Raw genomic sequence first — 16,626 nt, forward strand, 5'->3', positions numbered from 1 at the left:
CCTCAGGGTGACAGCCCGGCCTGAGAGGTGTCTGAGCGAGTTTGGATCGTCTGGTCCCGCCGCTTACCGTCGAGGAGTCCCGGCAGACCGGGACCGCACGCAGCCACGCCGAGCCCCGTCCGGCCGCGAGTGACTCGAACACCGAGGACGGGGACGGGGGACCCAGGTCTCCGGGTCGTACGACGACCCTCGGGGTGAAGCCGCACCCGTGCGGCCGGGCCACATCTCCGCCCGAACCCGACAGCTAACTCCGCAGGCGTCGAGGAGAACCCATGCGCATGCGCACTCTCGTGTCCGCGGCTGCCCTGACGGCGGCCACCATCACCCCCGTCGTCGCGACCACGACGACGGCCGACGGGGCGTCCACCCGCACCTGGGACCGGATCGCCCACTGCGAGTCCGGCGGTCGCTGGCACATCAACACCGGCAACGGCTACTACGGCGGCCTCCAGATCAGCAAGTCCACCTGGAACGGGTACGGCGGCCGCAAGTTCGCCCACCTGCCGAGCCGCGCGACCAAGCGCGAGCAGATCCGGGTCGCCGAGCGGATCCAGAACGGTCAGGGCTGGGGCGCCTGGCCGAGCTGCGCCTGATCCCGATCAGCTGACGGGCGGACCGCCTGTGCTCAACCGCGCAGGCGGTCCATCCACTCCTCGACCTCGGTCGAGGTGCGGGGGAGGGCGGCCGACAGGTTCGTCGACCCGTCGGCCGTGACGAGGATGTCGTCCTCGATCCGGATGCCGATGCCGCGCAGCTCCTCCGGCACCAGGAGGTCGTCCTCCTGGAAGTACAGCCCCGGCTCGACGGTGAGGACCATGCCCTCGACGAGGGTGCCCTCGGCGTACGACTCGGGTGCGGCCTGGCCGCAGTCGTGCACGTCCATGCCGAGCATGTGGCTGGTGCCGTGCAGGGTCCAGCGGGCGTAGACCCGGCTCTCGGGGTCGAGCGCCTCCTCGGCCGAGACCGGCAGCAGCTTCAGGTCCTCGAGACCGTGCGCCAGCACGTCCATCGCCGCGTTGTGACCGACCCGGAACGCCTCGCCCGGCCGGATCGCCTCGATGCCGGCCTGCTGGGCGGTGTAGACGAGGTCGTAGAGCTCGCGCTGCAGGCTGGTGAACCGGCCGTCGATCGGCAGCGTGCGGGTCACGTCGGCGGTGTAGAGCGAGGTGTTCTCGACGCCCATGTCGAGCAGCACCAGCTCGCCCGGCGTGATCGGGCCGGTGTTGTCGATCCAGTGCAGCGTCGTGGCGTGCTTGCCGCCGCCGACGATCGAGTCGTAGCCGATGTCGTTGCCCATCGCGCGGGCCCGGCGGAAGAAGGTGCCCTCGATCCAGCGCTCGCCGAGCTCGAGCACGCGGTCCCACTCGCGCACGACGTCCTCGAAGCCCAACGTGGTGATGTCGCACGCCTCCTGGAGCTGCTCGACCTCCCACGCGTCCTTGACGAGGCGCAGCTCGGACGCGACCCGGGCCAGATCGGCGTCGGTCGTGAGGTTGCGGGTCTTCGGGCCGTCGTCGAAGGACGGCAGGTCGTCGATGTGGCGGACCTCGAGGCCGAGCGAGTCCGACATCTCCTTGAGCGACGGGCGGCGGCCGGCCCAGAGCTCGCCGTACTGCCGGTCGCGGAAGAACTCGTCGGTGTCGCGCGAGGAGCGCGGGCGGGCGTAGAGCACCGACTCGCCGTCAGCGACCACGAGGACGGCGTCGCTGGTCTGGTTGCCGGAGAAGTAGGTGTGCGCGGTGTCGGGGCGGAACCGGTAGTCGGTGTCGTAGGCGCGGACCTTGTAGGTGCCGGCCGGGAGCACCAGCCGCTCGCCCGGGAACGCCTCGGCGAGCCGCTGACGACGCTGCGCCGCCGGGCCCGCGACCGCCGCGACGGGGAGGTCGAGCTCGCGGTCGCCCCAGCCCTCGCGCATGAACGCGGCGTACGCCGCGGGGACCGCCGGGTCGTGCGACTCGGTCTTGGGTTCGGTGCTGGTCTCGTTCTCGCTCACCCCGTCACTGTACGCCGGGAATCCGGCCCTCCGGATCACCCCCGATAGGCTGCCGTCCATGCCCGGGAACCATCGTGAGAGCGCCGTGTCGTCGGCTGCGTTCACGGTCGTGGTGACGGTGCTGGTCGGCCTCGGTGCGCTGCTGATCCTGGCGATCGCCGCGCTCTCCGGCGCACCGTCGAGCATCGCCCTCGGTGCCCTGCTGGCCGCCGTCCCGGTCGGGCCGATCGTGGCCTGCTACCTGTGGTTGGACCGCTACGAGCCCGAGCCGCGCAGCCTGCTGGCCGCCGGCCTGCTGTGGGGCTGCTTCGTCGCCACCGCGGCCGCGATCCTGCTCCAGGGCATCGGCGGCCTGGTCGCGGGCTTCACCGACCAGCAGACGCTCGAGATCGTCGCGCCGGTGACCGAGGAGGCGTGCAAGGGCCTCTTCCTGATCCTGCTGCTGTGGTGGCGCCGCGCGGAGCTCGACGGCGTCCTCGACGGCATCGTGTACGCCGGGATGGTGGGCGTCGGCTTCGCCTTCACCGAGAACATCTTCTACCTGGCCGCTGCCTACAACGGCACCGACGGCCTCGGCCCGGGCGGCACCGAGGCGGTCACGTCCACGTTCGTGCTGCGGTGCGTGATCAGCCCCTTCGCGCACCCGCTCTTCACGACCTTCACCGGCATCGGCGTCGGCCTCGCGGTCAACGCCCGCAGCACGGGCGGGCGGGTGCTGTGGCCGCTCGCCGGCTACGGGTGCGCGGTCGTGGCGCACGCCGTCTGGAACACGGCCTCGGCCTACGACCTCGGGCACTTCGCCGTGACCTTCCTGGTGCTGATGACCCCGGTGTTCATCGCGGTCGTCGGCCTGGCTGTCTGGTCGCGGAGCTCCGAGCGCCGGATGCTCGCCTCGGCCCTCACCGACGCGGCCTCGCGCGGGCTGGTCCCGGCGACCGACATCGGGTGGGTCGTCGACCTGTCCGCCAGGCGTCAGAGCCGGGCGTACGCACGCCAGCAGGGAGGCCGCGACGGCGAGCGTGCGATGCGCGAGTACCAGCAGGCTGCCATCGAGCTCGGGTTTCTCCACTACCGTTACCTGCGAGGCACGCCGCCGCCCGACTACGCGGCCCGCGGCCAGCAGTTCCTCCAGAGGATCGACGCGCTCCGTCCGTCGATCGCCTTCCCCGGACAGGTGGTACCGACCAGATGACGGTCACTCCCGACCACGACTCGCGCATGCTCACGGCGCTCGTGCAGCTGCACGACGCGCTCAAGGCCGCGCCGCTGGCACTCGACGTACCGGGTGCCGCGGAGCTGCGCGTGTCCCGCCAGCAGCTGATCGAGCAGCTCGAGGACTACGTCCTGCCCCGGCAGATGACGGTCGAGGCGCCGCTGCTCGCGGTCGTCGGCGGGTCCACGGGCGCCGGCAAGTCGACGCTGGTCAACTCGCTCGTCGGCCGCCGCGTGACCGCGCCCGGCCTGCTCCGCCCGACGACCCGCTCCGCGGTCCTGGTCCACCACCCCGACGACGCGCAGTGGTTCGGGCAGGACCGGCTGCTGCCCGAGCTGGTCCGCGTCGAGCAGCCCACCGACGACCGGCACTCGCTCCAGCTGGTCGCCTCCGACACGATGCCGCCCGGCCTCGCGATCCTGGACGCCCCCGACGTCGACTCCGTCGAGGAGGGCAACCGGGTCCTGGCGACCCAGCTGCTGGCCGCGGCCGACCTGTGGCTCTTCGTCACCTCGGCGGCGCGCTACTCCGACCAGGTCCCGTGGGAGCACCTCAAGCGCGCAGCCGACCGGTCCACCTCCGTCGCGATCGTCCTGGACCGGACGCCCGCCGACGCCGTCCGCACCGTCGCCACCCACCTGGCCCGGATGCTCGCGGCGCGCGGTCTCAAGGACTCGCCGCTCTTCACGGTCGCCGAGGCGCCGGTCTCGGAGGACGGCCTCCTGGACGCGAGCGTGGTCGCCGACGTGCGCGCCTGGCTGGTGTCGCTCGCCGAGGACCCGGGCGCCCGCTCCGCCGTGGTCCGGCAGACCCTCGACGGCACCGTTCGCTCCCTGGCCCGCCAGGCGCACGGCCTCGCCGACGCCCTCACCCTCCAGCTCAACGCCGCCAGCGCGCTGCGCGACGCCGCCACCACGGCGTACGACGAGGCGGAGCAGCGCGCCGTCGCCGCGGCCACCGACGGGACCCTGCTCCGCGGCGAGGTCGCCGTGCGGTGGCGCGAGTTCGCCGGCACGGGAGAGCTGCTGCGCTCGCTCGAGGGCCGCGTCGGCCTGATCCGGGACCGGCTCGTCAACGCGGTCAAGGGCTCCGGCCAGCAGGCCGAGCGCGTCGCGGTCGCCATCGAGTCGGCCGTCGAGCTGATGGTCGTCGACCACGCGGAGGACGCCGCGACGGCGACCGCCGCCGCCTGGGCCGAGCTCGGCACCGCCGGCCCGGTCCTCGCCGGCGCCGACGACCTGGGTCGCGCGTCCGGCGGCCTGCGGCGCAGCGTCGAGGGCGAGGTGCGGGCCTGGCAGCAGCAGCTGACCGAGCTCGTGAAGGCCGACGACGCCGATCGCCGTACCTCTCGCTACCTGGCCTACGGCGCCCGCGGCCTCGCCGTGACGCTGGCCGTCACCGTCCTCGCGGACACCGCGCCCGGCGACCGCGAGAGCGGGGCCGAGGTCGGCCGCACGCTGCTCGACGCGGTCTTCGGGGAGCACGCCGCGTCGCTCGTCGCCCGGGGCCGGGCCGACCTGGAGCGCCGGATCGGCTCGCTCATCGCCGCCGAGCGCGGTCGCGCGCTCGGCCTCCTCGACGGGCTCGGGCTCGACGGCGAGGCGGGCCGTCTCGTCCGCTCCGCCGCGCGGCGGGTCGACGACCGACGCTACGAGCAGAGTCGGCCCGACAGCGAACCCCTGCCCTGATCCCGTCGTCCGAGGGTCCAGGCCCTAGGGTGGTAGGTGCACTGTCACGAAGGAACACGCCCTGCTGCGGGCAGGTCGAGGGAGAAGATGACGTCCTTGCTCGAGGGGACCGACCGGCTGGTCACCCGCGGTACCGACATCGGTGCCCGCATCGACGGTCTCGACGGCGCCGCCACGGCCGCCCGGGGCCGTCTGGATGACGGGCTCGTCGACGACGCCCGAGGCGTGGTCGACCGCGCCGCCGGCCGCCTGAAGCTCTCCGCGACCCACACGGTCGTCGGGATCGCCGGCGCGACCGGCTCCGGCAAGTCGTCCACCTTCAACGCGCTGACCGGGCTGGAGCTCTCCGCCGTCGGCGTACGCCGTCCGACCACGTCGTGGGCGACGGCCTGCGTGTGGGGACGCGACGGGGCCGACGAGCTCCTCGAGTGGCTCGGCATCCCGCCGCGGCACCAGACCACCCGTGACTCGATGCTCGACCTGGGCCGCAGCGACCAGCAGGTCGAGCTCGACGGCGTCGTGCTCCTGGACCTGCCCGACCACGACTCCACCGAGGTCGCCCACCACCTCGAGGTCGACCGCCTGGTCTCCCTCGCCGACCTGCTGGTGTGGGTCGTCGACCCGCAGAAGTACGCCGACGCCGCGATCCACGACCGCTACCTCAAGCCGTCGGTGGAGCAGCAGGACGTCCTGCTCGTCGTGCTCAACCACATCGACACCGTGCCCGAGGAGCGTCGCCAGTCGATGCTCGACGACATCCGGCGCCTCCTCGACGAGGACGGCCTCGACCGGGTGCCGGTGCTGCCGATCAGCGCGCGCCTGGGCACCGGGATCCCCGAGCTGCGTGCCGAGATCGCGCGCCGCTCCGCCGAGAAGCAGTCGACCCGCGCCCGCCTCGACGCCGACATCCGCGAGGCGGCCGGCAAGCTCGCCGAGGCCAACGGCGACGTCCAGACCCGGGTGGTCGAGCCGACGCAGGTCGCCGAGCTCGACGACGCCTTCGCCGACGCGGCCGGCGTGCCGGTCGTCGTCGAGGCGCTCGAGCGGTCGCTGCGCAGGCGGGGCAACCGGGCGACCGGCTGGCCGGTCCTCGGGTGGCTCGCCGGCATCAAGTCCGACCCCCTCAAGCGCCTCGACCTCGACCTCGGCGAGGACGGCCGCCGGCTCAGCGGGCGGACCCGGGCCGCCCTGCCCGAGGCCACCCAGGTGCAGCGCGCCCGGGTCGACGACGAGGTGCGCGGCTTCGCCGACAAGCTCAGCGCCGGCATGACCCCGTCGTGGGTCGCCGCCGTGCGCCGGGGCGCCGCGTCGCGCCTGGACCAGCTCGGCGACCGACTCGACCAGGCGCTCGCCGACACCGACCTCGGCGCCGCCCGCCTGCCGGCGTGGGCCGGCATCGTGCGCGTCCTCCAGTGGCTGCTGCTGCTCGCTGCCGTCGCCGGCCTCGTGTGGACCGCCGCGCTGGCCGGCCTGGGCCGGCTCGACGACCCGGACACGATGTCGGTCGGCGGCGTCGCCCTCGCGCTCGTGCTGCTGGTCGGGGGCGTGGTGGTCGGGCTGGTCCTCGGGCTCGTCTGCCGCGTGCTGGTGCGAGGGATGGCGCGTCGGCGTGCGGGCCGCGCCGACGAGCGGCTGCGTGAGGGCGTCAACACCGTCACCCACGAGCTGGTCATCGAGCCGGTCGAGGCCGAGCTCGCGGCGTACGCCGCGGTCCGCGAGGGCCTCGCCCGCGCCCACGCCTGACCCTTCCGAGCCACGTCTCGTCCACAGGGCAGGCCTCTGACAGCCTGGTCCCCAGACGTCTCCGCCACGGCCGGCCGCTGTCGGTGCCGGCGCCCAGTCTCGAACCGTCCACCTGGATCGAGACGAGGAGAAGAAGATGTCCGACAGCACCATCACCGTGCGCGGCTGGCTCGGGGGAGACGTGAACCTGCGCGAGGCGGGCGGCGCCCCGGTCGCGAGCTTCCGGCTCGCGTGCTCACCGCGGAAGTACAACCGCCGGACCGACACGTGGTCGGAGGGCATGACGCAGTGGTACTCCGTGACTGCCTGGCGGGCGCTGGCCGAGAACTGTGCCCGCTCGCTGCGCCGGGGTGACCCCGTCGTCGTGCACGGTCGCCTGGAGACGCGCACCTACGTCAACGGCAACGACGTGGAGGTGCTCAGCTTCGAGATCGACGCCGTCCACGTCGGTCACGACCTGAGCCGGGGCACCAGCGCCTTCACGAAGACGCAGCGCGCCGAGCCGGCGACCACGACCGACCCCGCCAGCGAGGAGGCGAGGCCCGAGCAGGCGGCGTAGCCCAGCGACGCCGGTCGAGGGCCGAGACGCCGGAGACCCCGATCGGGTCCCCTCGGGGTCCGGCAACTAGGCTCGGGGACCATGGCGGAATATGTGTTCACCCTGCGCAACGTGCGCAAGGCCCACGGCGACAAGGTCGTCCTCGACAACGTGACCCTCTCGTTCCTGCACGGGGCGAAGATCGGCGTCGTCGGACCCAACGGCACCGGCAAGTCCTCGCTGCTGAAGATCATGGCCGGGCTCGACAAGGCCAACAACGGCGACGCGATCCTCGACCCCGGTGCGACGGTCGGCATGCTGCAGCAGGAGCCGCCGCTGACGGAGGGCAAGACCGTCCTCGAGAACGTCGAGGAGGCCGTCGCCGAGATCAAGGGCAAGATGGCCCGGCTCGACGAGCTCTACATGATGATGGGCGACCCCGATGCCGACCAGGACAAGGTCGCGACGGAGGCGGGCGACCTGCAGACCGAGCTCGACGCCGCCAACGTCTGGGACCTGGACAGCCGCCTCGACCAGGCCATGGACGCGCTGCGCTGCCCGCCGGCGGACGCGATCGTCGACAACCTCTCGGGCGGTGAGCGCCGCCGGGTCGCGCTGTGCAAGCTGCTGCTCCAGCAGCCCGACCTGCTGCTCCTCGACGAGCCCACCAACCACCTCGACGCCGAGTCCGTGCAGTGGCTCGAGGGTCACCTGAAGGACTACCCGGGCGCCGTCCTGGCGATCACCCACGACCGCTACTTCCTCGACAACGTCGCCGAGTGGATCCTCGAGCTCGACCGGGGCCAGACGCACCCCTACGAGGGCAACTACTCGACCTACCTCGAGACGAAGAAGGACCGCCTCAAGATCGAGGGCCAGAAGGACGCCAAGCGCGCCAAGATGCTGGAGAAGGAGCTGGAGTGGGTCCGCTCCAACGCCAAGGCCCGGCAGACCAAGAGCCGCTCGCGTCTCGCGCGCTACGAGGAGATGGCGGCCGAGGCCGACCGGATGCGCAAGATCGACACCTCCGAGATCAACATCCCCGCCGGCCCGCGGCTCGGTGACGTCGTCCTCGAGGCGCAGGACCTGACCAAGGGGTTCGAGGGTCGCACCCTCATGCACGACCTGTCGTTCTCCCTGCCCCGCGCGGGCATCGTCGGCGTGATCGGCCCGAACGGCGTCGGCAAGACCACGCTCTTCCGGATGATCACCGGCGGCGAGCAGCCCGACAGCGGCAAGCTCAACGTCGGTCAGACCGTGAAGATCTCGTACGTCGACCAGAGCCGCGGCGGCATCGACCCCAATAAGAACGTGTGGGAGGTCGTCTCCGACGGGCTCGACTTCATCAAGGTCGCCAACTTCGAGATGAACTCGCGCGCGTACGTCGCGTCGTTCGGCTTCAAGGGCCCCGACCAGCAGAAGAAGGCCGGCGTCCTCTCCGGTGGCGAGCGCAACCGCCTCAACCTCGCGCTCACCCTGAAGATGGGCGGCAACCTGCTGCTGCTCGACGAGCCCACCAACGACCTCGACGTCGAGACCCTGTCGTCGCTCGAGGACGCGATCCTCGACTTCCCCGGCTGTGCCGTGGTCACCTCGCACGACCGGTGGTTCCTCGACCGCGTCGCGACCCACATCCTCGCCTGGGAGGGCGACAACGAGGACGACGCCAAGTGGTTCTGGTTCGAGGGCAACTTCGCGGCCTACGAGGAGAACAAGGTCGAGCGGCTCGGCATCGAGGCGGCCCGTCCGCACCGGGTCACCCACCGGCGCCTCACGCGCGACTGATCAGGTCCGCTCCGCGTCCCTGATCTCCATCTCGGGGTGCGCGGCGATCAGGTTGTCGGCGACGGCGTCCATGACCCGGCCGAGCGCCGCGAAGTCCTCGCGGCTGGCCAGGTCGACGAGGTGCTCGCGCACCCCGCTGACGTGGAGCGGCGCCATCCGGCCGAGCAGGTCGTAGCCCGTGTCGGTCATGCTCGCCACGACGCCGCGCCCGTCCTCGGGTGAGCTGCTCCGGACGACCAGGCCGGCGCGCTCCATCCGGGTGATCGTGTGCGTCACCCGGCTGCGGCTGTGGGCCAACGCGTCGGCGAGCTGCGCCATCCGCATCCGCCGGCCGTCGCTCTCGGAGAGCCGCACGAGGATCTCGTACTCGACGAGCGACAGGTCGCAGCTGCGACGCAGGTCGTCGTCGAGACGGTCCAGCAGGAGAGTCATGCCCACGATCAGCGCACGCCAGGAGCGCTGCTGATCTTCATCCAGCCAGGGAGTCTGGCCGCCACCCGAGTCGGTCACCCGGGCAGTGTAGGACGGCCCGTCGGTGGACTGCCGCAGGATAGGGCCATGAGCGCGCCACCGACGATCAGCCGCGACCAGGTGCTGCGGTTCCGGGTCGCGGCCCAGCAGCTCGACCGCAGCGGACGCCACCGCGACGCTGCGATCCTCGACCTCGGCGCGCAGGACACCGGACCCGACGGCGCGCGGTGGGCGCTCGAGATCCGCGGCGCACACGTGCCGGACGACGACCTCGTGCTCGCCTGGACCCTGCGCGGTGCGCCGCACGCCTACCGACGGTCCGAGGTCGCCCAGGTCGCGACCGCCGTCGCGCCGTGGAGCGAGGCCGACGCGGCCAAGCGGATCTTCGATGCCGCCCGGCAGCTCAAGAAGGCGGGCATCCCCGTCCTCGACGCTCTCGACCACGTCGCCGCGGAGATGCGCGAGATCGCCGCCCGTCCGGTGACGAAGGGCGAGATGTCCGGGGCGCTGACCGACCGACTCGGCGACCCCTACGTGCGCTGGTGCGAGCGCTGCCGGGCGACGCACACCTACGAGCAGCCGTTCCGGCTCTCGGCTCTCCAGGCCGGCCTCGAGCTCGAGCCCGGCACGTCCCCACCGGTGCTGCGCCGGATCCCGCGCTGGCGCGGCGCGGCGAAGACCGTGCCCGAGCACCTCGATCTCGTGCGCGCCGTGCTGCGCCTCTTCGGACCGGCGAGCCCGAAGATGGTCTCGGAGTACGTCGACGCGACCGTCCGCGACGTCAAGGAGCGCTGGCCCGAGGACATCGTGGCGGTCGAGGTCGAGGGCACGCGGCTCGACGTCCTGGCCGACGACGTGGAGGCGCTGCTCGACCCGCCCACGGCGGACGGCACCCGCCTGCTGGGTCCGTTCGACCTCTTCCTGCAGGGCCGCGACCGGGCGCTGGTGGTCCGCGACCCCGATGCCCGCTCCGACCTGTGGCGCACCATCGGACGGCCCGGGGGAGTCCTGGTCGGCTCCGAGGTGGTCGGGTCGTGGCGCCCGCGCAGCAAGGGCGACCGGCTCCAGGTGGCCGTCACCGTCTGGGACGGCTCGGACCTGCCCGACGGGGTCGAGGAGCAAGCAGAACGCCTGGCCGCGTTCCGCGGCCAGGCGTTCTCGGGGTTCGTGCCGTAGCGGCTACAGCCGCTCGAGGATCAGCGCCATGCCCTGGCCGCCACCGACGCACATGGTGATCAGGCCGGTGGTCTTGTCGTGCCAGTCGAGCGAGTTCAGCATCGTGTTCTGCAGCCGGGCGCCGGTCATGCCGAACGGGTGACCGACGGCGATCGCGCCGCCGTTGACGTTGAGGCGGTCGAGGTCGATGCCGAGCTCCTGGTAGGACGGCACGACCTGCGCCGCGAACGCCTCGTTGATCTCGACCAGGTCGATGTCGCCGATGCTCATCTTCGCGTGCGCCAGCGCCCGCTTGGTCGCCTCGACCGGGCCCAGGCCCATGATCTCGGGGGACAGCCCGGACACGCCGGTCGACACGATCCGCGCCAGCGGCGTGAGGCCGAGCTCGGCGGCCTTGGTGTCGGACATGATGATGACCGCGGCCGCGCCGTCGTTGAGGGCGCAGCAGTTGCCGGCGGTGACGACGCCGTCGGGGCGGAAGACCGGCTTGAGGTCCTTGATGCCGTCGTACGTCACGCCGGCTCGGGGGCCGTCGTCGGTGCTGACGACCGTGCCGGACGGGGTCGTGACCGGGGTGATCTCACGGGCCCAGAAGCCGTCGTTGATCGCCTTCTCCGCGAGGTTCTGCGAGCGGACACCGAACTCGTCGAGCTCCTGACGGCTCAGGCCGCGGAGCTTGGCGACGTTCTCGGCGGTCTGGCCCATCGCGATGTAGACGTCCGGCAGCTGGCCGTCCTCGCGCGGGTCGTGCCAGTCCTGGCCACCCTCGGCGGTCTTGTCGGTGCGGGCCTTCGCCTCGTCGAACTCGTGGTTGTGGGTGTCGGGCCAGTGGTCCGAGGTGCCCTTTGCGAACCGCGAGACGGTCTCGACGCCGGAGGAGATGAACGCGTCACCCTCGCCGGCCTTGATCGCGTGGAACGCCATCCGCGTGGTCTGCACCGAGGAGGAGCAGTAGCGGGTGATGGTCGCACCGGGGACGTCGTCGAGGCCGTTGAGCACGTTGACGACGCGGGCCATGTTGTTGCCGGACTCGCCGCCGGGCAGGCCGCAGCCGAGGTAGTGGTCGTCGATGGTGGTCGGGTCGAGCGCCGGGATCTTGTCGAGCGCGGTCTTGACGATGAAGGCGCTCAGGTCGTCGGGGCGGAACTCGGTCATGGACCCCTTGTTGGCGCGACCGATGGGGGTGCGGGCTGCGGAAACGATGACTGCCTCGGGCATGGGAACTCCGTCTCAGAAGGGGTCTCAGGAGGGGATCGGTGCTGCTGCGGGAGCCACAGTAGCCCCGCCCGCTCACGGAGCAGCTGAGGCGTACGTCACGCGCCTTGGACGTCGGCGACCTGCATGCCGAGCAGCTCCAGCGAGCGGGTCAGGAAGGCCCGCCGCGAGCTCGGCGGCTTGAGGAGCGCGGCCAGCAGGATGCCGTCGTACGACGCCACCAGGGCCTCGGCGCGCTCGGCACTGTGCTCCTTGCCGGACGCGGTCATGACCTGCTCGACGATGGCGACCAGGCGCGAGCGGTGGTCGGCCAGCAGCTCGGCGAGGTCGTCGTCGCGGCTCGCGGCCATCGTCAGCTCGAGCCGGGCGACCAGGAGCTCGCGCTGGTCCAGCCACCGCAGGAAGAGCTCGAGCGCGCTGTCCATCCCGGCCTGCTCGTCTGCCCCGCAGACGAGCATCTGCTCGGCGAGCGTGTCGACGTCGTCGAGCAGCGCGCTGGCGACGTACTCGGTCAGCGCCGCCTGGAGCGCGTTGCGGGTGCGCCAGTACGCCGAGCAGCTGCCCTCCGGGAGTCCGGCTCGCCGGTCGACCGCCCGGTGGGTGAGGCCCTTGAGACCCTCGTCGGCGATCACGTGCAGGGCCGCGTCGAGCAGCTGCCGCCGGCGGGGGGAGAGCGGAGCGGTGATCGCCGTGGCGGTTGCTGCGTCGGGCATGGCGTGGGGCATGAGGTCCTTCGTGGGTGCTGTGACTGGAGACACTACCTCCGCGCTTGCCTCGGTCGGGCAACAGGCGTACCTTCTACAGAAGTAGAGAACTACAGATGTAGAAGGAGTTCCACCATGTTCACCATCTCCACCACCCTCGTCGTCCTGGCCTACGTCGTCCTCGCCGTGGCCGCCGTCGCCGCCGTCTCCGCGATCGGCGCGATCTCCTACAGCGTCGCCGGCGCCCGCCGGGACCGCCTGGCCCGCCACGAGTCGTTCCGCAGCTACTACGGTCGCGTCGTCTTCTCCCACTGACCGACGCGCACCACCCCACGCACCACCCCACGTACCCAGTCCGTCCAGAAGCGGGCGCCGGTCCGCCCGACCGAGCGGCGTCTGGCAGCATCGGGGGCGTGCGGCACCGCTACGAATGCCCGATGCGCTGGGCCGACATGGACCAGCTCGGGCACATCAACAACGTCGTCTACGTGGACTACCTCCAAGAGGCCCGCGTCGACATGATGCGCACGCACGGCGCGAACGCCCAGCAGGGTGAGCTCGCCGAGGGCACGGTCGTGGTCCGCCACGAGGTCACCTACGCCGCGCCGCTGCACTTCGGGCGCCGGCCGGTGAGCATCGAGTGCTGGGTCACCCAGGTCCGGGCCGCCACCTTCACGGTGGCCTACGAGGTCTTCCACGAGGACGCCGAGGGCCTGCGCCAGGTCTACCTGCGCGCGAAGACCGTGCTCACGCCGTACGTGTTCACGACCGAGCGGCCGCGTCGGATCACCGATGCCGAGCGCGTGATGCTGTCGTCCTTCCTCGAGCCCGAGGAGACGACGCCGCGCCTGCCGTTCCCGGCCGAGCGTCCGGGAGGCGCGCTCCACTACCCCGTCCACGTGCGGTTCTCCGACGTGGACGTCTACGGGCACGTCAACAACGTGAAGTACTTCGAGTACTTCCAGGAGGCCCGGATCTCCGGCATCGCCCGGATGTGGGAGGGCCTCGACCAGGTGACGATCGTCGTCGCCCAGACCGACGTCGACTACCGGGTGCCGATCCTCTTCCGCCCCGAGCCGTACGACGCCTGGTCGTGGGTCTCGCGCGTCGGCCAGCGCTCCGCGACCATCGAGTCCGTCATCTGCGACGGCGACAGCGTGCTGTCGCGGGCGCGCGTGACCATCGTCTTCTTCGACCAGCAGACCCAGCGCTCGACCGTCCCGCCGGACACCTACCTCGACCGGTTGCGCGAGCGGGACATCACTCGAACGAGTTGACCATGAACTGCGCCGCGTGCGTGACGTAGTCCCAGAACTGCTGGTCCTGCTCCGGCGTCAGGGCGACCTCGTCGAGACCCGCGCGGAAGTGCGTCAGCCAGTGCTCCTTGGCCTCGGGCGTCACGGCGAACGGCGCGTGCCGCATCCGCAGGCGCGGGTGCCCGCGGTTGTCGGAGTACGTCGTCGGCCCGCCCCAGTACTGGACGAGGAACAGCAGGAACCGCTCCTCGGCGGGGCCGAGGTCCTCCTCGGGGTACATCGGCCGCAGCACCGGGTCCTCGGCGACACCCTCGTAGAACTTGGCCACGATCCGCCGGAACGTCTCGAAGCCACCGATCTCGTCGTAGAAGGTCGTCACCGTCCCATTGTGACGACGCCCCGATGACCGCTCGACACCGGCGTGCCAGACTCGCGGACACCGAATCTTTTCGAGCGACGCACGAGGAGTGATCAGCACATGGCTACGACCCGCAACGCCAGCACGCACTGGGAGGGCACCCTCTTCGAAGGTGCCGGCCAGGTCACGCTGGAGTCCTCCGGCACCGGCACGTACGACGTCTCCTGGGCCTCGCGGGCCGAGGACGCCAACGGCAAGACCAGCCCCGAGGAGCTGATCGCCGCCGCCCACTCGTCGTGCTTCTCGATGGCGCTCTCGAACGGCCTCGCCAAGGCGGGTACGCCGGCGACCTCGCTCGACACCAGCGCCGCGGTGGACTTCGTGCCCGGCACCGGCATCACCGAGATCCGCCTGACCGTCAAGGGCGTGGTGCCCGGGATGAGCGAGGAGGACTTCGTCGCGGCCGCCGAGGGCGCCAAGGTCGGCTGCCCGGTCAGCCAGGCGCTGGCCGCCGTCCCGATCAAGCTCGAGGCGTCGCTCGGCTAGCGAGTCTCAACCACCGGTGACGGGCTCTTCCCCTGCGGGGGAGGAGCCCGACGCCGTCTCTGCGGGGGTGTCCGGGGTCGGCTCCTCGCGGTGCCAGACCACCCGCTGGGGCAGCGCGATGTCGATGCCCTCGTGGTCGAGGCGGGCCTTGATCCGCTGGCGCAGCGTGCGGGCCACGCCCCACTGCTCCATCGGAGCGGTCTTGATCAGGACGCGCAGCGTGACGCCGTCGGCGGTGAACATCTCGACGCCGGTGACCTCCGGCTCCTCGATGATGATGCCGCGGTACTCGTCGTCCTCCCAGAGGTCGTGGGCCACCTCGCGCAGCACCCGCTCGACGCGGGCCAGGTCCTCCTGGTAGCCGACGTTGACGTCCACGACCGCCCGCGACCAGTTCTGGCTCATGTTGCCGACGCGCAGGATCTCGCCGTTGGGGACGTACCAGACCGTGCCGTTGAGGTCGCGGAGTCGGGTGACCCGCAGGCTGACGGCCTCGACCGTGCCGCTGGCCTCCCCGACGTCGACGACGTCGCCGACGCCGTACTGGTCCTCGAAGATCATGAAGATGCCGGACAGGAAGTCCTTGACCAGCGACTGGGCGCCGAAGCCCAAGGCGAGGCCGATGATGCCGGCGGAGGCGATGATCGGGGCGATGTTCACCCCGAGCTCGCTGAGGGCCATGGTGCCGAAGATCGCGATCAGCAGCCCGGTGACGATGCTCTTCAGCAGGTCGCCCATCGTCTTCGCCCGCTGCACCCGCCGGGTGGCGGTCGCGAGGTCGCGGGCCTCGGCGGCCTTGCCGCGGGAGCCGAACCTGCTCATCCGGTCGGGCAGCACGCCGTCCTCGGCACGCAACGCGAGGCGGTCGATCAGCCGGTGCAGGATCCACCGGACGACGAGGAAGAGGACCAGCAGCCAGAGGAGGGCCAGGGGCTTGCCGATGATGATGTCGGAGGCGTTGGCGAGCTTCTGGTTGTCGGTCCAGCTGAAGACGGCCCTGCAGAGCGCATCGGAGCCGTCACAGGTCGTGTCGTCGAAGCCCAACATGGGCCCCATGTCTACCGCACCCATCAACCACGGACGAGCCCACGCGGCCCGTCCCCGTGGGGCGTGTGACCTATCCGACCCGATACGATTCCGTCCGTGACCACGAAGCTCGCCCGCCGCGCCCGTCGTACCTCCGTGCTCCTCGTCGCGGGGGCCCTCGTCCTCGCGGCCGGCGGACCCGCCGGTGCAGACGTCCCGGAGGGCTGGAGCAACCCCTCCGACGTCGACCCGGTCGAGGCGGTCCTGCTCCTGGTCGGCGTCCCGCTGCTGATCTTCCTGGTGATCACGGCGCTGGTCGTGATCCCCGGTGTCATCAAGGGCGAGCGGTTCACTCCCGGCGGCCAGGCCACCCAGGACCAGTGGTTCGGCGGGCCCAGCAAGGGCACCGCAGAGCTGCCCGCTCCCGACAACGACGAGTCGAAGGCCGGTGGGGCAAGTGGGCGTTGGTGAGTTCAACAGCGCCGAGCGTTACCAGATCGACGAGGCGATCCGCGGCGCCGAGCAGGTCTCGCGCTTCGAGTTCAGCGTCTTCGTCGGTCGCTCCAGCGGGGACCCCCGTGCCTTCGCGACGCAGCTGCACAACTCCCTGGTCGCCCCGTCCCGCAGCATCCTGATCATGCTCGACCCGGCCGCCCGGGTCCTCGAGATCGTCACCGGCGGCGCCGTACGCCGCAACATCACCGACCAGGAGGTCGAGCTCACGACGCTGCAGATGCAGACGTCGTTCGAGAGCGGTGACCTGGTCGGCGGCCTGCGGCGTGGCATCCAGATGCTCGCCGAGCACGCGCGCGCCCCCGAGACGCTGCACGCCGACTGAAGGTCGAATCGAGAGTTCTGACGCTCGAGTCGGGACTTCTGACAGTCGAATCTCTCGACTCAACCGTCAGAAGTCC

Annotated in this window: 18 protein-coding genes and 1 riboswitch; of the genes, 12 read left to right on the forward strand and 6 right to left on the reverse strand. The window is 71.5% G+C overall.

What is annotated here, in order from left to right; all coding sequences use genetic code 11:
• Positions 1-129: 129 nt before the first annotated feature.
• Positions 130-274, forward strand: a riboswitch (cyclic di-AMP (ydaO/yuaA leader).
• On the forward strand, positions 273-593 hold the full coding sequence (locus tag ASC77_RS14040; RefSeq protein ID WP_056153743.1) for a transglycosylase family protein: 321 nt from the start codon (positions 273-275) through the stop codon (positions 591-593). (Overlaps the previous riboswitch by 2 nt.)
• A gap of 32 nt (positions 594-625) precedes the next feature.
• On the opposite strand, the gene ASC77_RS14045 is transcribed toward ASC77_RS14040, so the two are convergent.
• Positions 626-1,993 (reverse strand): aminopeptidase P family protein, encoded by a 1,368-nt coding sequence (locus ASC77_RS14045; protein ID WP_056153745.1) that lies wholly within the window; start codon positions 1,991-1,993, stop codon positions 626-628.
• Positions 1,994-2,051: 58 nt separating this feature from the next.
• On the opposite strand from ASC77_RS14045, the gene ASC77_RS14050 reads away from it, so the two are divergent.
• The 5 genes from ASC77_RS14050 (at position 2,052) to ettA (ending at position 8,960) form a co-directional block, all read left to right on the forward strand.
• Positions 2,052-3,185 (forward strand): PrsW family intramembrane metalloprotease, encoded by a 1,134-nt coding sequence (locus tag ASC77_RS14050; protein WP_056154178.1) that lies wholly within the window; start codon positions 2,052-2,054, stop codon positions 3,183-3,185.
• A complete protein-coding gene (locus ASC77_RS14055) occupies positions 3,182-4,894 on the forward strand; it encodes a dynamin family protein (RefSeq protein WP_056153749.1) in 1,713 nt (570 codons plus the stop codon). The genes ASC77_RS14050 and ASC77_RS14055 overlap by 4 nt, the downstream gene beginning before the upstream one ends.
• An 87-nt stretch (positions 4,895-4,981) precedes the next feature.
• Entirely contained in the window at positions 4,982-6,637 is a 1,656-nt protein-coding gene (locus ASC77_RS14060; protein WP_056153752.1) for a GTPase, read from the forward strand.
• 136 nt (positions 6,638-6,773) lie between these two features.
• Positions 6,774-7,196 carry a single-stranded DNA-binding protein gene (locus ASC77_RS14065; protein ID WP_056153755.1) on the forward strand — a complete coding sequence of 141 codons (423 nt, stop codon included), beginning with the start codon at positions 6,774-6,776 and terminating at the stop codon, positions 7,194-7,196.
• A gap of 81 nt (positions 7,197-7,277) precedes the next feature.
• Positions 7,278-8,960 carry an energy-dependent translational throttle protein EttA gene (gene ettA / locus ASC77_RS14070; RefSeq protein WP_056153758.1) on the forward strand — a complete coding sequence of 561 codons (1,683 nt, stop codon included), beginning with the start codon at positions 7,278-7,280 and terminating at the stop codon, positions 8,958-8,960.
• On the opposite strand, the gene ASC77_RS14075 is transcribed toward ettA, so the two are convergent.
• Positions 8,961-9,470 carry a MarR family winged helix-turn-helix transcriptional regulator gene (locus ASC77_RS14075; RefSeq protein ID WP_056153760.1) on the reverse strand — a complete coding sequence of 170 codons (510 nt, stop codon included), beginning with the start codon at positions 9,468-9,470 and terminating at the stop codon, positions 8,961-8,963.
• Positions 9,471-9,518: 48 nt separating this feature from the next.
• Here ASC77_RS14075 and ASC77_RS14080 point away from each other — a divergent pair, with 48 nt between their 5' ends.
• Entirely contained in the window at positions 9,519-10,607 is a 1,089-nt protein-coding gene (locus tag ASC77_RS14080; RefSeq protein WP_056153762.1) for a DNA glycosylase AlkZ-like family protein, read from the forward strand.
• A gap of 3 nt (positions 10,608-10,610) precedes the next feature.
• On the opposite strand, the gene ASC77_RS14085 is transcribed toward ASC77_RS14080, so the two are convergent.
• Both ASC77_RS14085 and ASC77_RS14090 read right to left on the reverse strand, forming a co-directional pair.
• Positions 10,611-11,825 (reverse strand): acetyl-CoA C-acetyltransferase, encoded by a 1,215-nt coding sequence (locus ASC77_RS14085; RefSeq protein ID WP_056153765.1) that lies wholly within the window; start codon positions 11,823-11,825, stop codon positions 10,611-10,613.
• Positions 11,826-11,920: 95 nt separating this feature from the next.
• Positions 11,921-12,535, reverse strand: coding sequence for a TetR/AcrR family transcriptional regulator (locus tag ASC77_RS14090; RefSeq protein ID WP_162249828.1), 615 nt, complete (start codon positions 12,533-12,535; stop codon positions 11,921-11,923).
• 126 nt (positions 12,536-12,661) lie between these two features.
• On the opposite strand from ASC77_RS14090, the gene ASC77_RS14095 reads away from it, so the two are divergent.
• Entirely contained in the window at positions 12,662-12,841 is a 180-nt protein-coding gene (locus ASC77_RS14095) for a hypothetical protein (protein ID WP_056153771.1), read from the forward strand.
• Positions 12,842-12,963: 122 nt separating this feature from the next.
• Positions 12,964-13,803 carry an acyl-CoA thioesterase gene (locus tag ASC77_RS14100; protein WP_056153774.1) on the forward strand — a complete coding sequence of 280 codons (840 nt, stop codon included), beginning with the start codon at positions 12,964-12,966 and terminating at the stop codon, positions 13,801-13,803.
• Here ASC77_RS14100 and ASC77_RS14105 read toward each other — a convergent pair.
• Positions 13,787-14,161 (reverse strand): globin, encoded by a 375-nt coding sequence (locus tag ASC77_RS14105; protein ID WP_056153777.1) that lies wholly within the window; start codon positions 14,159-14,161, stop codon positions 13,787-13,789. The genes ASC77_RS14100 and ASC77_RS14105 overlap by 17 nt on opposite strands.
• Positions 14,162-14,260: 99 nt before the next feature.
• On the opposite strand from ASC77_RS14105, the gene ASC77_RS14110 reads away from it, so the two are divergent.
• Positions 14,261-14,686, forward strand: coding sequence for an OsmC family protein (locus ASC77_RS14110; RefSeq protein ID WP_056153779.1), 426 nt, complete (start codon positions 14,261-14,263; stop codon positions 14,684-14,686).
• A gap of 6 nt (positions 14,687-14,692) precedes the next feature.
• Here ASC77_RS14110 and ASC77_RS14115 read toward each other — a convergent pair whose 3' ends face one another.
• Positions 14,693-15,733 (reverse strand): mechanosensitive ion channel family protein, encoded by a 1,041-nt coding sequence (locus ASC77_RS14115; RefSeq protein ID WP_235547643.1) that lies wholly within the window; start codon positions 15,731-15,733, stop codon positions 14,693-14,695.
• A gap of 96 nt (positions 15,734-15,829) precedes the next feature.
• On the opposite strand from ASC77_RS14115, the gene ASC77_RS14120 reads away from it, so the two are divergent.
• Together ASC77_RS14120 and ASC77_RS14125 are read left to right on the forward strand one after the other, a co-directional pair.
• On the forward strand, positions 15,830-16,183 hold the full coding sequence (locus ASC77_RS14120; protein ID WP_056153782.1) for a hypothetical protein: 354 nt from the start codon (positions 15,830-15,832) through the stop codon (positions 16,181-16,183).
• On the forward strand, positions 16,170-16,550 hold the full coding sequence (locus ASC77_RS14125) for a DUF5130 family protein (protein ID WP_056153785.1): 381 nt from the start codon (positions 16,170-16,172) through the stop codon (positions 16,548-16,550). Before ASC77_RS14120 ends, ASC77_RS14125 begins: the two co-directional genes overlap by 14 nt.
• Positions 16,551-16,626 lie beyond the last annotated feature (76 nt).

The sequence above is a fragment of the Nocardioides sp. Root1257 genome (assembly GCF_001425175.1).
Classification (GTDB): Bacteria; Actinomycetota; Actinomycetes; order Propionibacteriales; family Nocardioidaceae; genus Nocardioides.